This is a genomic window from Enterobacter sp. SORGH_AS_0287, assembly GCF_031453695.1.
Taxonomy (GTDB): Bacteria; Pseudomonadota; Gammaproteobacteria; order Enterobacterales; family Enterobacteriaceae; genus Enterobacter; species Enterobacter ludwigii.
This window is the reverse complement of the sequence record NZ_JAVIZW010000002.1, coordinates 195,668-213,508: the sequence shown is the minus strand read 5'-3', so window position 1 is coordinate 213,508 and position 17,841 is coordinate 195,668. Positions and strand designations below refer to the sequence as shown.

Genomic DNA, 17,841 nt, shown 5'->3' with positions numbered 1-17,841 from the left:
TTAATGTCATCGACTGCGCATAGGCTTTTCTTTTTATCGCCTTAGCTTGCTTACTTGATTTAATAACATTAGAAATAGAGTTTTCAGATCCAATTTTATCCACAGCCTGCAACAAGGCATCTGCTAGTATACTATTTTTCATTGGTAGTTAGCCTCCTGACATTCTGTAGATTATGAAGCAATTAATTAAGAGCATAAGCTAATAATTTTCACGGATAACTTGGTCATACCGTTCAATAAAAGTTATTATTTTCTCACCATCATACGTTTCTAACCATTTATCCATAGCACTTTCAAATAACGGTATAAAATCTAAATAATTAAAAAACACTATCCCATCATGCTCTCTTGTGGGTGTACCGACTGGGCCGACACTATAGCTTATACGCCTTTCAACACCCTGTATTACTTTACGGGAGTTGAGGTTTGTCATATGAAGAAGTGAATGTCTTAACTCGTAAAGTTCGTTTGATGTTATTTTTAACGACGACAGTTCACAGTATTTATCAAGCCAAACCGGAAAGGCTTTATTTACATCACCAAATTCTAAATAAGCCACAGTGTCGATAAATGACATTAACAATTTTATACTTGAAAGATAATGTTTATTATTAAAAAGAAGATGTATCGCTTTGACATGATCATCTACTAACAAATCTTTAATGTAAAATCGCCCATCAATAATGTATTTATCTAAATAGTCAGGCATGTCTCTCACTCCCGCTATTGAGTTAGAGGGAAAGTCATCTCTTCTTAGTTCTTTATTAACGTCAATATTTCCATTCACCTTTATTTGTCCATTAACAACAGCAGTACATATAACTAATGGATTATCTGTTGCGCTTTTGGCTTGTAGGGCAAGTTCATAAACTAACGTAGCAATTCCTCTTCTAGCTAAAGCCATGTAACGCCCCACAGATAAAGTTTTATTAGTTCCAAGGCACTGTGGACTGACGTCGAAGTATTCACACGAGCATAAGTCAGTATTAATATTCTTTTTCAAGAAAGAAAGTTTCTCATCGTCGCTCCCCGATAAATTATGAGTAGCGATTCCTACATGGCTGATAGTTTTACCATCGGGGGAGAAATAAAATAAATTATAGACTTCCTCTAACATGTTTTGTCCTCTTCGCCGGTTAACTCGTACGTTAAACCTGTCTTGTGAATGAGAACAATATAAGTCATAAAGCCCCGTTGGTGGTAAAGCAACAAGCGGAGTCTATGGCGACTACATCACAGTTATGTCAGTTAGTGAGGCTTATCGGGATGACCATGTACCCAAGGGGAGCGAAACCGAACAGCTGGCAGAGCTTGAATATGGTCTGCAAGTACCGTGACCACCATAAACCTGTTTATCCCCTGCGGCGTCTCGCGACGGAGACAGAACGGGACATCGGGCCAAAATGCGCCATACTAAAAGTTTTTGGGATTGTTTAGGGATGCTGGCTACGTAATAGCTTTCAAGTTGAGTCAGTACGTTACTGACGCTTGGGGCTACATGCTGCCATGAGTTAACATCCCAATTACCAATATCAACCACAGCGGTTTTTTCAAGGGACACAACAGAGCATCTCTTACAGGAAAAAATTCAGGCCTTATTATCTAACTGGTTGTATTGTAAAAAATTTAGTGACTTAGTACGAAGCCGAGATCAAGCCTAATATTCTTGAAGTCAGAACTACTCCCCTTCCCTATTTTCACAAACATCTTTATCCAATTGTCCAGATACACTCGCTAGTATTCTCTTCAAAACACTCGCTCTCTGTGTAGGTGTCATATACCGAAATAATGAATTTAACAATTCAATATCTTTCTCGACACTACGAGGCTCTGGAACAGCAGCAAAATCATTAGCATCTTCTCCTAACAACCAAGAGGCACTGACACCTGTAGAACGCGCGATCTTTTGAAGTTGATCAATTCCGCTAGGTATAGAGTCACCTGCGACATAACCCCTGATAGTCGAATAAGGAATCTCGCATTTTTGAGCAAGATCTTTCATTGAGTTGCCGGTCATCGCCAGCAATTGTGACAATCTATTTCCGAATTCTTTCTTATCCATCATGAATGCTCTGCAAGCTTACTGACGATTTGTATTTCTAACAAATCTAAAATTAGAGATTACACGCTTCCAATTATCTAATTTTAGATCTAAGATACTGTACATATAACCTGCACTTTCAATCGAAAAGCGCAACTAATGAGAATCGCATAAACAGGGCTGAAATGCCACGCCTGCGCTCGCCCTGAAAAAACTAAGCAGGCGACGTCTGTACCGCCACTGTTCCCGGGGGCTCTGACTGTTGTAGCCGTCAATGCTCGCTCCTCCCGTCCGGTTAGCCCGGGCACCCCGGATTTTTTTTCATCCAGAGAGGACTGAACATGACACTGCTCAGCCTGACCGGGGGCGTGTTTGGCTTTATCCACTGCGCCTACGGCCATTTGATCACCCTGGCGGTGACCGTCCTGCCCGCCTTTGTGCTGCTGCGGATCCTCCTGACGGTCACCCTGCGCCTTGCCGGGACCGCCCGGACCGAAGCGCTGGCCAGAACCTTCGGGCGCTCGCGCATCCTGACCTACGGGCTGCTGCCCGTGATCGGCTGGCTGCTGCTCCGGGCCCCCGGCGCGCTGGCGCTCGGGTTTGTGCTGCCCGAGAAGAGCAAGCCCGGCTTCGAGGATGCGCTTACAACCCTCGCCCATCCCATGTCCACCGCCTTTCCGGGGGTGGTCACGCCCGAGCTGGTCGCCTGGCTCAGCATCTGCGCCGGGCTCCGGGCCCACGGGCTCTCCGTTACCCAGTTGGCCCTGCGCTACGTGCTCACGGCCGTGGTGGTGGGGCTGATCCGGGGCATCGTCACCGAGCGGATTTTCCTCCGGCTCGCGGCGCGGAGGAAAGCCTGATGCAGCTCTATCGCGCGCGCATTCGCAAACCGGGGACGTATGTCGAACGCTGGCTCTCCCGGGGGATCCTGATTACCTGCCCGGACAGCCTCACCGGACGGCTGCGGGCGTACGCCCTGCCACTGGAGTGCACCTTCCGGGACGAGCAGCAGACCTTCGGGCCCGGCGACGCGCTGCGCCTCGGCCACCGGCTGTTTCTCATCACCGCCACCGGAGACCGGGCCCGGGAGTCACTTTACCGCAACGGGCTGCTGGTGATGTGCTTCGACCACGCCCTGACGCCCCTGCATGACGCCGCCCTGCACCTGGGCGGTCCCGCCCCGGACATGCGCGACCTGCGGGGCGACTTTATCATCGAGGAGGGATACCCATGGAACTGATCCACGTTATGCCCGGCCCCGGCGGCACCGGCACCGGCCTCTGGCTGCCGGTGCGCAGCGGGCGCGTCATTCTCTGCCTCACCGGAGGCGACTTTCACCCGGTGGCCATCGAGCTCGCCGCCCTCACCGAGTCTGAGCTGGTCAACGGCTACGCCATCCTGCCCCCGGACGAGCAGGTCCTGTGCGTGGTCCTGGACGATCCGGGGTCGTTCCTCTGCGGCCTGTACCCGCAGAAGCATATCCCGGTCATCAACGTCCGGCCAGGCAGCTACAGAGGCCGCCTCGCCTGCTTTATCGACGACGACACTTACGTCTCCGACGTCACCCTCACCGAGCTGGCCCAGGCGGACCGGCAGCGTCTTCCCGACCCGGAACCGCTCAGCCTCCCGGTGAACGACGCGGTGGTGCATCAGGTGCCCGAGCCGCCCCGGGGCGTGCGGCGCGTGGTGGCGACCGAAGTGCGTCTCGCCGCCCTGCTCGGGGAGATGCTGCCGCTGCTGCGCGATGCCGCCCGGGATGCGATCCAGGTGGCCCTCCGGGACATCCTCCCCTTTATGGCGCTGATTGCCCTGCTGATGGCGTTCGCCGAGGACTCCACAGTCGGGACCGCCCTCGCGCACCTGCTCACCCCCCTGGTGAGTTCCGTCTGGGGGCTGGTGCTGCTCTCGGTCATCTGCAGCTTTCCCTTTCTCTCGCCCCTGCTCGGCCCCGGCGCGGCCTTTACCCAGGTGGTGGGGGTCATCATCGGGACGCAGATCGGGGCCGGGACGCTGCCCCCTGCCCTGGCCCTGCCCGCGCTGTTCGCCATCAACGTCCAGATCGGGTGCGACTTCATCCCCGTCGGGCTCGCCACCCAGGGGGCCACCCGGGCCACGATCGCCGCCGGGGTCCCGGCCTTCCTGCTCTCCCGCCAGCTGACCGGTCCTCTCGCGGTGGTCATCGGCTGGGCCTGCGCCACGGGGCTCTTCACCTGACGCCGGACAGGTGACGGTTCGGGCCTGACGGACCGGACGTCGCCGGGGCGGGTGCCCGCGAGGGCCTGATAACACGCGTTGACAACATCCTTCACCGGGTGGGGATGACTGTTGCCTGAATTCGGCACACCCGACGACAGGGAGGCTCCTGGATACCACGAATCGCCTGTGTTTTACCGACGCCGGTGTCTGGCGGTCCCCCGGTATATGCCGGGTGCCGCTCGCGTCCGGAAATAACAACAAAATCTGTTCCTTACCCCTCAGATAAGGAGGCCCTACACCATGAAAATCAAGAATCTGCGATGGTACATTATTGTCCTGGTCATGCTGGGCACCATAACCAACTACCTGTCCCGCAACACGCTCGGGATTGCCGCCCCGACCATGCTGAAGGACATCGGCTTTACCGAGCAGCAGTATTCCTGGATCACCGCCGCCTTCAATTTTGCCTATCCGGTCGGCGGGGTCTTCGCCGGCTATATCATGGACCGGTTCGGGGTGCGCGCGGTCTTCTCCCTCATGGCTATCCTCTGGTCAGTGTTTAATGCCCTGACCGGGTTCTTCAGCTCGTGGATCCCCATGATGATACTGCGTCTCGGCATCGGCCTCACCGAATCCACCTTCAACCCCGCCGGGATGAAGGTCTCCACCCAGTGGTTCCCCGCCCGGGAGCGCGGGCTCGCCTGCGGGGTCTACAGCGTCGGCACCTCGGCAGGGGCCATGCTTGCCCCGCCCGTCGTCGCCTGGTCCATCCTCCACTATAACTGGCGGATCGCTTTCGTCATTGCCAGCGTCTTCGGCATCCTCTGGGCCGTGCTCTGGTGCGTGGCCTACCGCGCCCCGGAGAAGCATCCCCTGATGTCCGCCGGTGAGCTCGCCCTGATTGGCCGGGATACGACGCCGGTGGTCCGTCGCCGCGTCTCGCTGAAAACCCTGCTGCCCCGCCGCGACCTCTGGGCCATCTCGCTGCCCCGGATGTTTGCCGACCCCACCTGGGCGGCGCTGGGGTTCTGGATGCCGCTCTATCTCGTCAGCGTCCGCCATCTGGATCTGAAGCAAATTGCCCTCTTCGCCTGGCTGCCGTTCCTCACCGCCGACGTGGGCTGCCTCTTCGCCGGGTTCTGCGCGGAAAGGCTCAACCGCTGGGGGGTGACCCTGGTCAACGCCAGGCGGATCACCTTTACGTTTGCGGCCCTCCTGATGACCCTGGTCCCGCTCATCAACCACGTCACCAGCGCCGGGATGGCCATCATCCTCTTCTGCGTCGCCGGGTTCGCCCACCAGTGCGCCTCCATCACCGTCATCAGCATGTCCGGGGACTACTTTGACGAGAGCGAGGTCGGGACCGTCACCGGCTTTGCCGGACTCATCGGCGGCGTGGGCGGCTTTACCGGCACGCTGCTCATCGGCGCGGCCGTGGCCAGCATCGGCTACAACCTCGTCTTTGATGTGCTGGGCTTCCTCGATCTCATCGGGGCGGCCCTGCTCTGGACGCTGCTCAGCAAACCCCATCCCGCCGCAATGTGCGACAACGCCTTCAATCCGGGTCTGTGACCCCACAGGGAGAAACCACCATGAAACAGTTCAGTGAAGCCGATATCCAGCGCCTGAGACAGGCGTATCACGACGATCCGCGTATCCTCACCAGAATCCGCGAGGACAATGACGTCGTGCTCAACAACCCCGTTCTGGTGCCGGAAACCGGCTGCGCCAGCTGGGAGCTCTTCTACTACTGTCCCCGACACGGGGTCCCGCTTATCTGGGACCGGCACGCCTCCGAGCACTATCGCTGCCCGGTCGACGGTGAGGTGTTCACCGGCGAACCGTACCGCGGGGCCTGGTGGCGTAAACTCAACGACCTCAACGCCCGCGCCTGTTACCAGCTCGGCATCGCCTGGATGCTGACCGAAGACAAAACCTACTTTGACCGGGTGCGGGAGATCCTGATGCAGTACGCCCGGTACTATCCGGGCTACGCCGAACACGGGGGGATCCCCTACAACGGGCCCGGCAAAATGAACGCCCAGACCCTCTGCGAGGCCCTGTGTCTGAGCGAATTTGTGAAGGGGTACGACCTGATTTTTGACGAACTGACGGAGAACGAGCGGCGGGTCATCGAGCGGGACCTGCTCCGGGCCTGCGCCGATTTTCTCATCAGCAAACGCTGGGAGCAGCTGCATAACCATGAGGTGCGGATCAACAGCGCGCTCGCCATGACCGGCGCAGTGCTGGACGATGCACACTATCTGGAGATCGGGGTGAATGCCGGGTGGGGACTGCGGGACCAGCTCCGCTGCGGGGTGCTGAAAGGCGGTCTGTGGTTCGAAGGCTCCCTGCACTACCACCACTACGCCCTGCAGGGCTTCTTCGAGTTTGAGCGCATGATCCGCTACGCCCACCAGGAGTACAGCCTGATGGGCATGCCGCAGCACCGGAAGATGCTCACCCTGCCCCTGCACCTGCTCATGCCCGATGACACCGAGCCTGCCTTTAACGACTGTATTCCGCTCAAGGATACGGTGAGATACCCCGATCTCTATGAGTTCGCCTACGCCACTACCGGGGACGAGATGTGCGCCAGGATGCTCTCCATCATTTACGACCACGAGCCGCGCACCAGTCTGGCCGCCTTTCTCTATGGCGATCCCCGGCTGCGTCTCACGGAGCCAGTCCGGGAGACCGGCAACTACCACGATCCGGACAACGGCATCACCATTATCCGCCATCCCGAACACGGCCGGGCCGTGGTGCTCAAACACACCCCGTACGGGGGCGAGCACGATCACTACGACAAGCCCGGGCTCATTATCTACGATGACAACGTGGCGATCCTCCCGGACATGGGCACGACCGGTTACGGTGCGCCGATGCACTACAGCTACTACAAAAATACCCTCACCCATAACGTCCTGTGTGTGGAGGAGTTTAACCAGCCCCCCGTGAATCCCCAGACCCTCAGCTTCACGGAAACGCATGACTATGCGGAGATCACCGTCGAAATTGACTGGCGCCAGCCCCCGGCAGACGTGCCGAGCCTCACCCGTGTGGAGTGGAATACGCACGCTTACCGGGATATCGTCTACCGGCGAAAGGTGATCGTCTATGAGCACATGGTGATTGATATCTCCCGGGTGACGAACCCGCACCGCCGTCAGCTGGACAACACCCTGCATATTGACGGGGAGCGGCTCCTGACCACCGGTGCGTACACACCGTTGCGCGATTACGACCCGAGCGATCCGGTGTACTACTTCAGCGACTGCTTCGTCAGCCGGATGGAGCGCACGATGAACGTGCCGTTCCGCACCCTGTCGGGGAAAAAAATCCAGATCCACTGCGCCTGCAGCGATCCGGATGCGGAACTCCATCAGCTGACCGGTCCGGCAAATCCGCCAGTCGACTCCCTGAGCTACCTTAAAACCCGCTCGCGGGCCCGGACGGTGGTCAGTGTGTACGTGATCGACCTGCATCCTGAGGAGGAACAGATGCGCAACGTCTTCATCTCCCTGCGTCAGAACACCATCAACATCGCCTCCAGCCAGCACCGGGAGATCCTGACCCATCACTTCTGAGTCTCAGGCCTGACGGCGGTTCGCCGCCGTCAGGCTCACACGCGCTGACTACGGCAGCATTTTTTTCCGTTTCTGTGAATACATGACGCTGTCGCTTTTCGCCAGCATCTCCTCCAGAGAAACCGGTTTGGCCGGATCCAGATGCTGTACGCCATACGAATAATTAATGTTGTATGGCTTTTCGGCCTGCCGGTTATGGTTCTCCACCGCGTCCTGGAGCACCGTAAGATACGTGGCGGCATCGGGCGTGTTTCCCAGCAGGACCACGAACTCATCGCCACTCAGTCGCGCGGCAATATCCCCTTCGGCAAGTGGCCCCAGTAACAGCGCGGAGAACGTCTTCAGTACGTGATCCCCTTCAGCATGTCCCCACAGATCGTTGATGGATTTGAACTTATCCAGATCGAAGAAAATCAGACTGGCTCCGGCATGCCGCTCATTGACCTCAGACAGGCGTCTTTCCGCCCGCCGGTAAAATCCACGGCGATTCGGTAAGCCCGTCAGGCTGTCCTTCATCGCCATCTCTGTCAGCTTAAATTCATCTTCCACGATGAAGGCCATATCTTTCAGCATCTCAATGTCAGCCTCGCTGAACTCACGCGGCATGCGGTCAATGATGCACAACGATCCCCCCACATGCCCGTCCGGAAGATGAACAGGGTAACCGGCATAAAAGCGGATGTACGGTGAGCCGGTGACCAGGGGATTGTCATGAAACCGGTCGTCCAGAGACGCATCGTTCACGATGAACGGCCCCTGCTGCAAAATAGCGTGCGCACAAAACGAAATATCGCGCGGGGTTTCGCGCTCCGCCACGCCTTCACAGGCGAGAAACCATTGCCGATCGCGGCCAAGGAGGCTGATAAGCACCACCGGGGCCTGAAAGAGTTTCTTCGTCACCCGGGTTAACCGCTGAAACTGTTCATCACTGCGAACATCCAGCATATTGCTCTGATACAGGGATTGCAGCCGCGCTTCTTCATTGTGCGGAAGGCCAGGAAATTTCATATCACCTCATCATGGCGTCAGGGGGGGAACAGACGCCTGTCCGGAACCCACCCCGAATAATCATCTCAGGAAGTATAGAACGTAAACCTGAAGGCTCCTGCGAAGAAGGGGGCATTGCGATGACGGCTTTCCGATCCAGTGCCGGCAATATATCACGGGGAAAAAGGAGAGAACGCGTCGACCTGCACAGCGAGACACCGTGTGCAGACGCCTCAGGACTGGCACTCGCTGTTAAGGAAAAAACGCCCTCCAGTGGTGCTTTTCCCGTGTGAAACCGCAGGTACCCAGCGCGAAGGGGATCACGGATGACCACACGACAGATTTCATCACCGGTTCCGCACCTGAGTGGACCCCCTTACGTATAAGGTCCTGACGCCCTAATCCCCGCTCTGATGACGGGAATGGCCTGTCCCGGGTACCTTATACCGTTCGCAAGCAAAGCTAAGGGTTGCCGGGTAAAATCTGGGCGTGCCCGGGAAAAACGCTAACGAGCTTCCGGCGCAGCGCCGTTTTATTGGGACCTTTTGCTGCGCCCTCCCCTTCGCCTGAAAATCTCATCCGGGTATACGGCCAGTATGATGACGGGAGGTAAGCCATGTTTACTTGCCAGGGAGGTCGGTTACTGCGTCAGCGCTGCTCTGGCCGCCTCCAGCTCTGCCCGGGCCTCGTCCAGTTTTCGCTCTTTTTTGCGGATTTTGTCCGCACGGCCATCAGCCCGTGCCTCAGCGAGCTCCTGTTCGCGCGCCGTCACCTTCCGTGCTTTTTCGCGCACGTCCGCTTCGCGTTCTGCCCGTAAACCGCTGTCAGTACAGTGCGCGTTGACCTCAGACAGCGCCTTTTCCAGACCGGCAGTGCGGTGATCGTTTCCCTGCGCTCGGGCATAACGGAGCTGCTGTTCGATATCCTGGCGTTTGGCCTCGCAGCCGGTGGCGACCGGCGTTGCCGCCAGAGCGGATACTGTCGGGGCCAGCATCAGCAGGCCAGCCAGAAGGGAGTGAGAATGTTTCATAGAATGCTCCTGAGTGTTTGCTTCGTCCTCATAGACGAAAACAACTTACCTGTCAGAGCTTAACGATTCCTTAAAATACACACAAAGTACAGGGGCATGGGTGAAAATCAGATTTTTTCAGGGCGTAACGCACGCACCGCCGTATCTCCCTGCGTCGCAATGTTCCAGGCATTGCCTCAGGGCGGATCAAAGGAGCGCTGGCCATGACCGGCGCGGTGCTGGACGACGCGCACTATCTCGAGGCTGGAGTGAACGAGGGATGGGGCCTGCGGGGCCAGCTTCACTGCGGCGTGCTGAAGAGGTGGTATGAGCACGTGTAATTGATTTCACCCGGGTGACCAACCCGCACACCGCCAGCTGAACTAAGAAGAGTCTGTGCAGAGAGAATCTCCGGAACACCAAAGGGAATAAAAGGTATATCTGTTCGGAGGGGTCATAAATGCATAATCCAGCGCTTCTACAAAAGTCACAGACATCGCGCATTTTTTAACTTTTACCCGGAGAGAGAGCCCCATCACTGGACCATGAATGATCCGCAGATCCCTTCAATAAGGGGGTTGCGTCCATCGGTTGAGCTCACAACCAAAAGCATACGCGGATACTCGCGGCAGACTTCATCATAATAACCGCAGCTACAGAAGACGGGCCCCTCTGAACCGTCATCGGCTTTCGGGTTGCGATGTCAGCCTGACAATCTGGCGTGGCGGAAAGGAATACTTGGCCGTCGCGATGAAACCTTTCTTGTTGCGTGTATTCCTTATACATTATGCCATCCTTATCTGAACAGATAAGGAATGCATTCCAGATAAACATTAGCGATTTTCTTTTTCTTAGCTGTACAGATAAACTATGATGAAAATCTAAGAAAAATACATTTTCTTCAGGAGCATCCACAGTGATTCAATCAGAAAACCAGCTTCTACAGGATGTGACATCGACCCTTGAAAGCCTCTTTGAAGCCAGGATAAAAATACGGGATGGTCTGCCGGGCGACGACGGTATTGATTGTGTGCTGGAGGTCAGGGGTATTCAGGGGGTCTGGATGATGCCTGTAGAGATTAAAAAACAGGCTTACCCACGGGACATCAGGCAGGCAATCTGGAAAATTGAGGCGTTCTGTGAGAAAAACATCAATATGCCTGATATTGTTCCGATTTTTGTCGCTGAGCTGATCAGTGAGGGGGCAAGAGAAATGCTCAAGGCGCATGATGTTGGCTATTTTGAGCTGGGTGGAACTCTCTTTATCAAGCATAAACAGTCAATTATCGATATACAAAAACCACGCAAAAGAACAGCGAAACGCGGGAGTGGCGTTCTGTTCACTGAAGCGAGGGAAATGGTCGTTCATGCATTACTCCAGTCAAAGGGAAAATGGCTTTCAGGTGAAGAGCTTAGTGAATATTCCGGCACTTCAGCCTTCACGGTTTCGGGCGTTTTAAAAGAACTTGAAATGAGGGAATGGCTGGAAAAAACCCGTGAGGGCGGTCGTTCACAGCGCCGAAGACTGACTAATCCTGGGGCGTTACTTGATGCCTGGTCGGAGGCCACCAGAAAACGGAAAAATGATGCCTTCTACGGGTATTTGTTTGCACCGGATGCAGTGGGCTGTGTCAGAAAAATTGAAAGCAAGGTTAGTCATACAGGCGGTGACATCTGCTGGGCACTGACGGGTGCCCTGCCAGCAAATCAGGCCACGCCATTGCTAACGGGCGTCAACGTGGCAGAGATCATCGTCCCCGCAGGAAGTACAGAGCGGTTTACCCAGTTGACGGGGATTAAACGTGCAGAAAAGGGCTACAACGTGGTTGTACATGAATGCCCCCCCGCAGCCCTGCAATTTATACGCTATGAAAACAACATCCCAGTCGCCAGTGACTTCATTCAGTATCTGTCTCTGCTGGACGGCAAAGGGCGAAATGCTGAACTTGCAGAGCTTTTTCGCCTGAACATTCTGGAGATTTAACCATGGTAGTCCATGCCAAACCGAAAGACAGATCCGGATACTCAGCCATTAATACGGAAATGTGTGAGCGGGTATTAGTCACGTTAATGACCACCTTCGGCACCATGAAAGGCACGCTTCGCCTGATAGGCGGTCTCGTGCCGCGCTATTTAACCCCTGCGCAGGAACCTCAGGTACCTGAACATTATGGTACATCTGATGTGGATATCGTGCTCAACCTGCAAGTGATCGCTGAAGGAGAGAATTATGCGTCTCTGCACGATCAACTGGTTGAAAGAGGCTTCAGAAAACACTCTGAGACAAACTCATGGCGCTGGGAGTTCCCCATTCCCGATAGCCCTCCCGTACTGGTAGAGTTTTTACAGGGAAACAATGCTGACGGCAAACCCGGCAAAGAAGTCCCGATAGACGGCGAGGCGGTTTCTGCCCTTGTGATCCCCTTTGCTGAAATGTCATATGACTGGTACGTCGAGAAAGAGATCTCTGCGATGCTCTTTGGCGATATGGGCAAGGGGGACGCGGGGATTGTTTTTGAAACCATACGGTTTGCAGATGTAGTGGCATTCATCCTGCTGAAAGCGATTTCGTTTCAGAACCGCAATGAACCCAAGGATGCAGCCGATTTGATTCATGTGATGCGTTACGCCGGAGAACCTGAAAATATCGCACAGAAATTCCTTGATCGCATAAAGAGTGGAAAACATCAGAAAGCGATCGAGACGGGACTTCAGGCTCTGCAAAAATGCTTTGCAGAAGGTAACACCAGTGTTGAAGGATATCTGTTAACGGGCCCCGTGCGTTACGGGCAGTTCATGCATGGTACCGATGCCAGTCTGGAAAATGAGAGACTGCAGGAGCAGCGCTTCGCCGCTGCACTGGTAACGGAAGTTCTGCGCCTCATCAATGAAGGCCGGGATGACACTCAGTAAGGCTGATTGCCTTATATGTTCCGCAGTTTACCGCCAGAGTCCAGGTAGAATCATTCTGGTGAATACTGGCGTCAGGAAGACGCTGTGAGCGTACGCGAATAGATTCAGCCCGTATTCCTCCCTGGCTGTTGGCATCAGACCTCAGCCGCCAGGCCCGACAAGTCGATCCTGGCGGTGCATAGAGTTTACTGGCATGCCGCAGCGCCGGTGAAGGTCATACGACAATCATTGCGGGGGAGATGAAAAGTGCTGAAGCTGATGACAAAGCGACGTCTGCACTCAAGTACTCCGTACTCATTCCTCACAGCCGATATCCCGATACGACGTCCTTACTGAGGATGAGAAGGACCTTACCTGTCTTTCGCCGAATGCTGCCCTGTGGAAGACGGGCTGAGGCCCACGCACTGGAATGCGCGATACCACCTCCAGGCTCGCTGCCCCGTTTAAAATCGCGTGATGACTTTCCCTGTGGCTTCCAGTGCGCTAACCGGTTTATTGAATTTGACCAGAACATTGGTGTAGAGGGGAAGCGAGTAAATGCCGTCCTTCTCATGCGAGAGGGTAAGGTGCCGCTCTGTGGGGGACTTGATGTCAGCGAGTAGCCCCTGAGGCGCGTTGATATAATCGTCAAAGACCAGTTGATAAGACTGATTCGCGTTGTCCGTGCAGGAAACGGTTTTTATTGAAAACACAGCATCACTTGTCAGGGGATTAAAATCGGTCACAGCCCCCAAAAAACGGCAGTCACCGGCATCAAACGTGAAGTCAGCGTTAACAGGCTTAAACGGGCTGACTGAAACCAGCGCAAACCAGGAAGAATGCGTATACAGCTCAGGAGTGACTGTGGGTAACACATAGAACTTGGCCACCACTTCACTGGCGCTGGGAGTGTTATATCCGGTACCTTCCATTTTCGCCTGTGAAATTGCCTGGTCTATCGCGTTCTGACCAGGCACTTTCACAGACAACGCAGGTTCAGTTACGGTTAGCGCGGAGTACGCCCAGGTTGCGATCATGCCTGTTGCAACAGGCGCGATAATGCCAATCAGCACCGCTTTCAGCCACTGGAGCTTATGCTCATCGCAGAAAAGTCTCCAGTCTCCCTCTCGCCCGCAACGCTTCCATTTTTTAGTAACTGCATGGCAGCGATTATGTCTCATGGTTGCAATCCCTGTCCTGATAAATGAGATATTCAAAATCCAAAGTTTAAATGTAATAAGATCATTCGACGCTGTTAAGTCTGTAGAACAGATTATTATTCCCGACTACATCAACTATTGAGCAAAAAAGGGAACGATGACTCGCCTGTCAACTGACAACAAAGGGATAAATGACGGGCAGATGACAGGGCTTGACAGCCTTTTGAATGCGAACTTTCCGCCGTAAGACAGGATTTAAAGCACACCCACGCGTATCCACTGGCTGGTATTGCGATTAACTGATCTGAAGAAAAATAGCGACCCGCCCAGCCTCGCCCTGTAGAACATTATCATCAAGACCGGAATTACGAGCAGGTGAGCTCTCAGATGCTATTTCACGGCTACGGCTGCAAAACGGGGCGACTGACCTTCTGGAGCATGAACACGGAACGTTTGACCTTTAAAAATCCCCCCCGGCCTCCCTGCAGTGAAATATGAATCCTGTCCTGCGCACTCAATTAACTAAACTCATTCCTGTTATAAACCTGCAGGCAACCAAAATTGTCAGAGAGTAATGAAGGGAAGATCAGGGGATTTGCCAGCGATGACAGGCTTGACCTTCCGCATGACCGAAGTTCCCTTACAGTAGACCTCAGCACCTTACCCTCGCTGAATTACTCATGTACGTTTGCCAACTCTGCACAGCAGCACTGCGGTCCTCGGCTCAGGGATAAAAAACGGCAGAGTGACATCATCGCTCTGCCGTTGAAAAGTCGGACAACATTTTCTGCGAGTATAAAGAGCACGATATGTTAAGTAAATCAGATTGATGATTTCATGCTAAACATCCTGCCTCGCTTTTACCGTCACGGCACCGCGTGGGTCTGACGGATTCAGTTTTTCACGCTGTAGTCCCCGCCAGAGAATGCTTCACACCCTTAATTTTCATCTATCGAGATCACGTTTCCTGTCCGCAGATCCACGCGCGCAGAGACCGTCTCCTTGACGACCCCACCGAAGGCGTTTGTGCCGCGGAAAGTGGTCTGTACGGTGGCATGCGGATCGTCGGTAAGTACCAGACGGTACAGCGTCGAAAGGTGTTTGTAGGAGGAATCATCATGCATACTGGCTTTGATCAGCGTCTCCAGCGGACGGTAAGCCCCGTTCCAGCCGCTGAAATTATCCTGGAAGGTATCAAAGTTGATCCGTTTCTGCAGCAACGCTGGATTGTTCTGGTATTCATTGAAACACCAGCCTGAGACCACGCCAAGCGTCGTCTCAGGCTGGGTGGTATAGGTATGCTGACTGACGCAGGCATAAAAGGCCTCGGTATATCCGGCGGCGACGGGATTGAGGGCCATATAGGCATTTATGATGGTATGCCGCTTATCCTTACGCGCTTTACGGAATTCGTCCAGGGTCATGTCTGCATATTTAAAGGCTGGCTGAGCAGCTTCAGTCTTTTTCGGTTTGACCGCGTCTTTCGCCACAGACTGACGGCTGTCCGCCGGCTGGATGATCGCATTCACCGCGCACAACGCCAGAAAACCACCCAGATAGATGGCGCAGGATCGTTTGCGTGTGGGCATCCGGACAAGTGAGGGTTTAATCAGGCCGAGAATAAAGGCCACAAACAGTACAAAAGCGAGTAAAGAAAGCAAGGTGCTCATCATGTTCCTTATGGTTCATTATTTCCTGTGAAAACAAGCCTATACTACCAAATTAATCCGCAGGATGCGTGAAATTTTCAGGTACCATTCTGGCAAACTGACTGGGAATAACGCTGACACCGTCCTGAACCTGTGTGTCCGGGGAAGGACCGTCCGCTCTGCCCCACACTGGCGGATGCAGTTATCACTGCGATAGAATAATATAGGTAATTCAATTTACAGCGGTTTTAATCCGATGCCGGGTTAAGGCATTCTGGTGTTCTAAAAAGGAGTTTGTTAATGAAAGACAATAAGCACGTGGAGAAATTCAGGGCGAACCACCTTAATCCCGGTGAAACGGTTATCCAGTGGGGGGAAGGCTATATTGGCAAAATGATGGGTAATGGCAAGGACAGACAGCATAATGGCGTGCTCATCGTGACAGGACAGCGTGTGGCGTTCTACCGCAAGGGCTTTATCGGAGAAGTGATTGAGACCATCCCGTTAAAATCCATTACGTCGATTGAACGCAAATCCACACTGGGTCACCGGATCATCAGAATACATACCTCTCATGACGATCTGGAATTCAAAATGTTCAGTAAGGACTCCGAACTCGCCCTCATCAACGCCATTGAAGCCGGTCGGGGAGGAAAAACGGACACGCCTGCCGCCGCGCAGACACCAGCCAGCCAGGATCCTTACGAACAGCTTAAAAAATTATCGGCCCTCAAAGAGGACGGGATAATTTCGGAAGAAGAGTTCCAGGCGAAAAAAAGCAAATTAATGGAGCTGATTTAACCGCCATCACCGGTCTGAATAAACGTCGCGCCATTATATTAATCCGCAGGGTTGATGTTCTGATGGCGCTTCCTGCACAACGAACTGTCGGGTTGTTCAACCGGTCCACCGCTCCCCTCCCCTTCCAGTCTAATTATGAGCAGGGGATCATCCCGCAACAACGCAACCTTTTTTTGTCTGACAGAATTTACCTGTCACATCTCCCTGCCGTCGTGACACGGTCAGATTTTCGGTTCCGGTAAATAACACGATGAACAATAAAGGATAAGTGCGCGTTGTTAAAATCAGCGCTTCAGCGCCTGAACATTCTGATATTTAATCCTCATAAATGCATAAGACGGGATATCAGCTATGTTAGTATGATCTCAGAATATTTAACGTCTTCCCCCATTTGCGCTGCGTGTCGTAAGGCAAGGTTACAGGGGTGTACCAGGCCTGAAAACAGGCAGCGCATTTACTGTTCCTGATGCCCTATGCTTTTGTGCGACTCCCCGTATTTTCCCCTTCATTCACGAGAGACATCATGTTCTCCTCTGGAAGACGCGCGCGTGAATATTTATTCCGGTACACGTAGAACGGTTGCTGGTAAAAAACAGGGTCGCCGCACCGGACGGTTTCACACACGTTCGGTTTGCAGCGAAAGGTTAACCCTGCCCCACTCTGCTGCAACAGTGCCCTGATTTTCGCATTATCCAGCAATCGAACCTCCCCTTTAAACCCCTGAGCCCGTAACGTCTGCAGGGCGTCATGAAACGCCTCCGAATACAGCAGTTCACTGCCAACCAGCAGATTCAGTTCCGCCCACAGCGCCGCTGCCGTATTGTGGCAGGTCAGGGACAGTTCCAGACAACGAACAGACTCTTCAAAACAGGCCGGGCAGGCAACCGGATTCAGGTGGATAAACAGATCGTCATCGTCATGGATATGTTCGGCGTACTTGATGACCGGGCAGTCCCGGATATCCGGGACCACGATCTGCAGGATTTCGTCAAAAAAGGAGGCATGCACCACCGGCGACGATATCGTTAAGGGGGCCCGACTTTTACGCTTCGAAATACTCTGAAGGGAGAGATAGTGCGGCAAAATTTGCCGATAAACGTTGATGCCAAACGGAGTGAGTGTCACGTTGTTACGCTCGATAATGACCAGCTTTTCACCGAACCAGTTTTCGGTATTTTTCAGCATCCTCGAGACCGGCGGTACGGTCAGGCACAGTTTATCCGCTGTCTTTTTGAGACTCTTTTCCTGCGCCACCGTGACAAAAGCGGCCATAGCCTTAGATATAAACACAATCATCCCCTTTACATCGACTTCTGAACCTTCACCATAATGACCAACAGGGATATAAATCCTTAGCCTAATTTTTATTTCTAACGAAACAAAAAACATCCCAGAAATAGCAAAGCGGAGATAAACCCTTCCTCAACGGTGCCGGAGGGTCAGCCCGGAAGTTGTAACCAGTCATGAGTGCACGCCGTCACAGCAAGGTGAAGTCCCGCAGTCCCCTGCCCCACCC

General features: G+C 53.9%; 15 protein-coding genes. 8 read left to right on the top strand and 7 right to left on the bottom strand.

What is annotated here, in order from left to right; genetic code table 11:
* Positions 1 to 199: 199 nt before the first annotated feature.
* Positions 200 to 1,117: a hypothetical protein gene (locus tag QE396_RS23450; protein ID WP_309952930.1), complete on the bottom strand. Its 918-nt coding sequence runs from the start codon at positions 1,115 to 1,117 to the stop codon at positions 200 to 202.
* Positions 1,118 to 1,678: 561 nt separating this feature from the next.
* Positions 1,679 to 2,065: a helix-turn-helix domain-containing protein gene (locus tag QE396_RS23445; protein WP_185791775.1), complete on the bottom strand. Its 387-nt coding sequence runs from the start codon at positions 2,063 to 2,065 to the stop codon at positions 1,679 to 1,681.
* A gap of 317 nt (positions 2,066 to 2,382) precedes the next feature.
* Between QE396_RS23445 and QE396_RS23440 the strand changes: the two genes are divergently transcribed.
* The 5 genes from QE396_RS23440 (at position 2,383) to QE396_RS23420 (ending at position 7,827) form a co-directional block, all read left to right on the top strand.
* Complete coding sequence (locus QE396_RS23440) at positions 2,383 to 2,901, top strand: PTS glucitol/sorbitol transporter subunit IIC (RefSeq protein WP_185791774.1); 519 nt, start codon at positions 2,383 to 2,385, stop codon at positions 2,899 to 2,901.
* On the top strand, positions 2,901 to 3,281 hold the full coding sequence (locus tag QE396_RS23435) for a PTS glucitol/sorbitol transporter subunit IIA (protein ID WP_185791773.1): 381 nt from the start codon (positions 2,901 to 2,903) through the stop codon (positions 3,279 to 3,281). Before QE396_RS23440 ends, QE396_RS23435 begins: the two co-directional genes overlap by 1 nt.
* A complete protein-coding gene (locus tag QE396_RS23430) occupies positions 3,272 to 4,255 on the top strand; it encodes a PTS glucitol/sorbitol transporter subunit IIB (RefSeq protein ID WP_185791772.1) in 984 nt (327 codons plus the stop codon). Before QE396_RS23435 ends, QE396_RS23430 begins: the two co-directional genes overlap by 10 nt.
* A gap of 282 nt (positions 4,256 to 4,537) precedes the next feature.
* Positions 4,538 to 5,809 carry an MFS transporter gene (locus QE396_RS23425; RefSeq protein ID WP_185791771.1) on the top strand — a complete coding sequence of 424 codons (1,272 nt, stop codon included), beginning with the start codon at positions 4,538 to 4,540 and terminating at the stop codon, positions 5,807 to 5,809.
* A gap of 20 nt (positions 5,810 to 5,829) precedes the next feature.
* On the top strand, positions 5,830 to 7,827 hold the full coding sequence (locus QE396_RS23420; RefSeq protein ID WP_185791770.1) for a heparinase II/III family protein: 1,998 nt from the start codon (positions 5,830 to 5,832) through the stop codon (positions 7,825 to 7,827).
* 48 nt (positions 7,828 to 7,875) lie between these two features.
* Here the strand turns inward: QE396_RS23420 and QE396_RS23415 are convergent, their stop codons facing one another.
* Positions 7,876 to 8,835 carry a sensor domain-containing diguanylate cyclase gene (locus QE396_RS23415; protein ID WP_185791769.1) on the bottom strand — a complete coding sequence of 320 codons (960 nt, stop codon included), beginning with the start codon at positions 8,833 to 8,835 and terminating at the stop codon, positions 7,876 to 7,878.
* A 619-nt stretch (positions 8,836 to 9,454) separates the two neighbouring features.
* A complete protein-coding gene (locus QE396_RS23410; RefSeq protein WP_185791768.1) occupies positions 9,455 to 9,844 on the bottom strand; it encodes a DUF1090 domain-containing protein in 390 nt (129 codons plus the stop codon).
* 895 nt (positions 9,845 to 10,739) lie between these two features.
* Between QE396_RS23410 and QE396_RS23405 the strand changes: the two genes are divergently transcribed.
* The gene (locus QE396_RS23405) at positions 10,740 to 11,807 is read left to right on the top strand and encodes a hypothetical protein (RefSeq protein ID WP_185791767.1); all 1,068 of its coding nucleotides are present in this window, start codon (positions 10,740 to 10,742) and stop codon (positions 11,805 to 11,807) included.
* A gap of 2 nt (positions 11,808 to 11,809) precedes the next feature.
* Positions 11,810 to 12,736, top strand: coding sequence for a hypothetical protein (locus tag QE396_RS23400; RefSeq protein WP_185791766.1), 927 nt, complete (start codon positions 11,810 to 11,812; stop codon positions 12,734 to 12,736).
* A 443-nt stretch (positions 12,737 to 13,179) separates the two neighbouring features.
* On the opposite strand, the gene QE396_RS23395 is transcribed toward QE396_RS23400, so the two are convergent.
* Entirely contained in the window at positions 13,180 to 13,932 is a 753-nt protein-coding gene (locus QE396_RS23395) for a hypothetical protein (protein ID WP_185791765.1), read from the bottom strand.
* Positions 13,933 to 14,813: 881 nt separating this feature from the next.
* Positions 14,814 to 15,545 (bottom strand): hypothetical protein, encoded by a 732-nt coding sequence (locus tag QE396_RS23390; protein WP_185791764.1) that lies wholly within the window; start codon positions 15,543 to 15,545, stop codon positions 14,814 to 14,816.
* Between the two features lie 279 nt (positions 15,546 to 15,824).
* On the opposite strand from QE396_RS23390, the gene QE396_RS23385 reads away from it, so the two are divergent.
* Positions 15,825 to 16,325 (top strand): SHOCT domain-containing protein, encoded by a 501-nt coding sequence (locus tag QE396_RS23385; protein ID WP_185791763.1) that lies wholly within the window; start codon positions 15,825 to 15,827, stop codon positions 16,323 to 16,325.
* A gap of 471 nt (positions 16,326 to 16,796) precedes the next feature.
* Here the strand turns inward: QE396_RS23385 and QE396_RS23380 are convergent, their stop codons facing one another.
* On the bottom strand, positions 16,797 to 17,615 hold the full coding sequence (locus QE396_RS23380; RefSeq protein WP_185791762.1) for a LysR family transcriptional regulator: 819 nt from the start codon (positions 17,613 to 17,615) through the stop codon (positions 16,797 to 16,799).
* Positions 17,616 to 17,841: the final 226 nt, after the last annotated feature.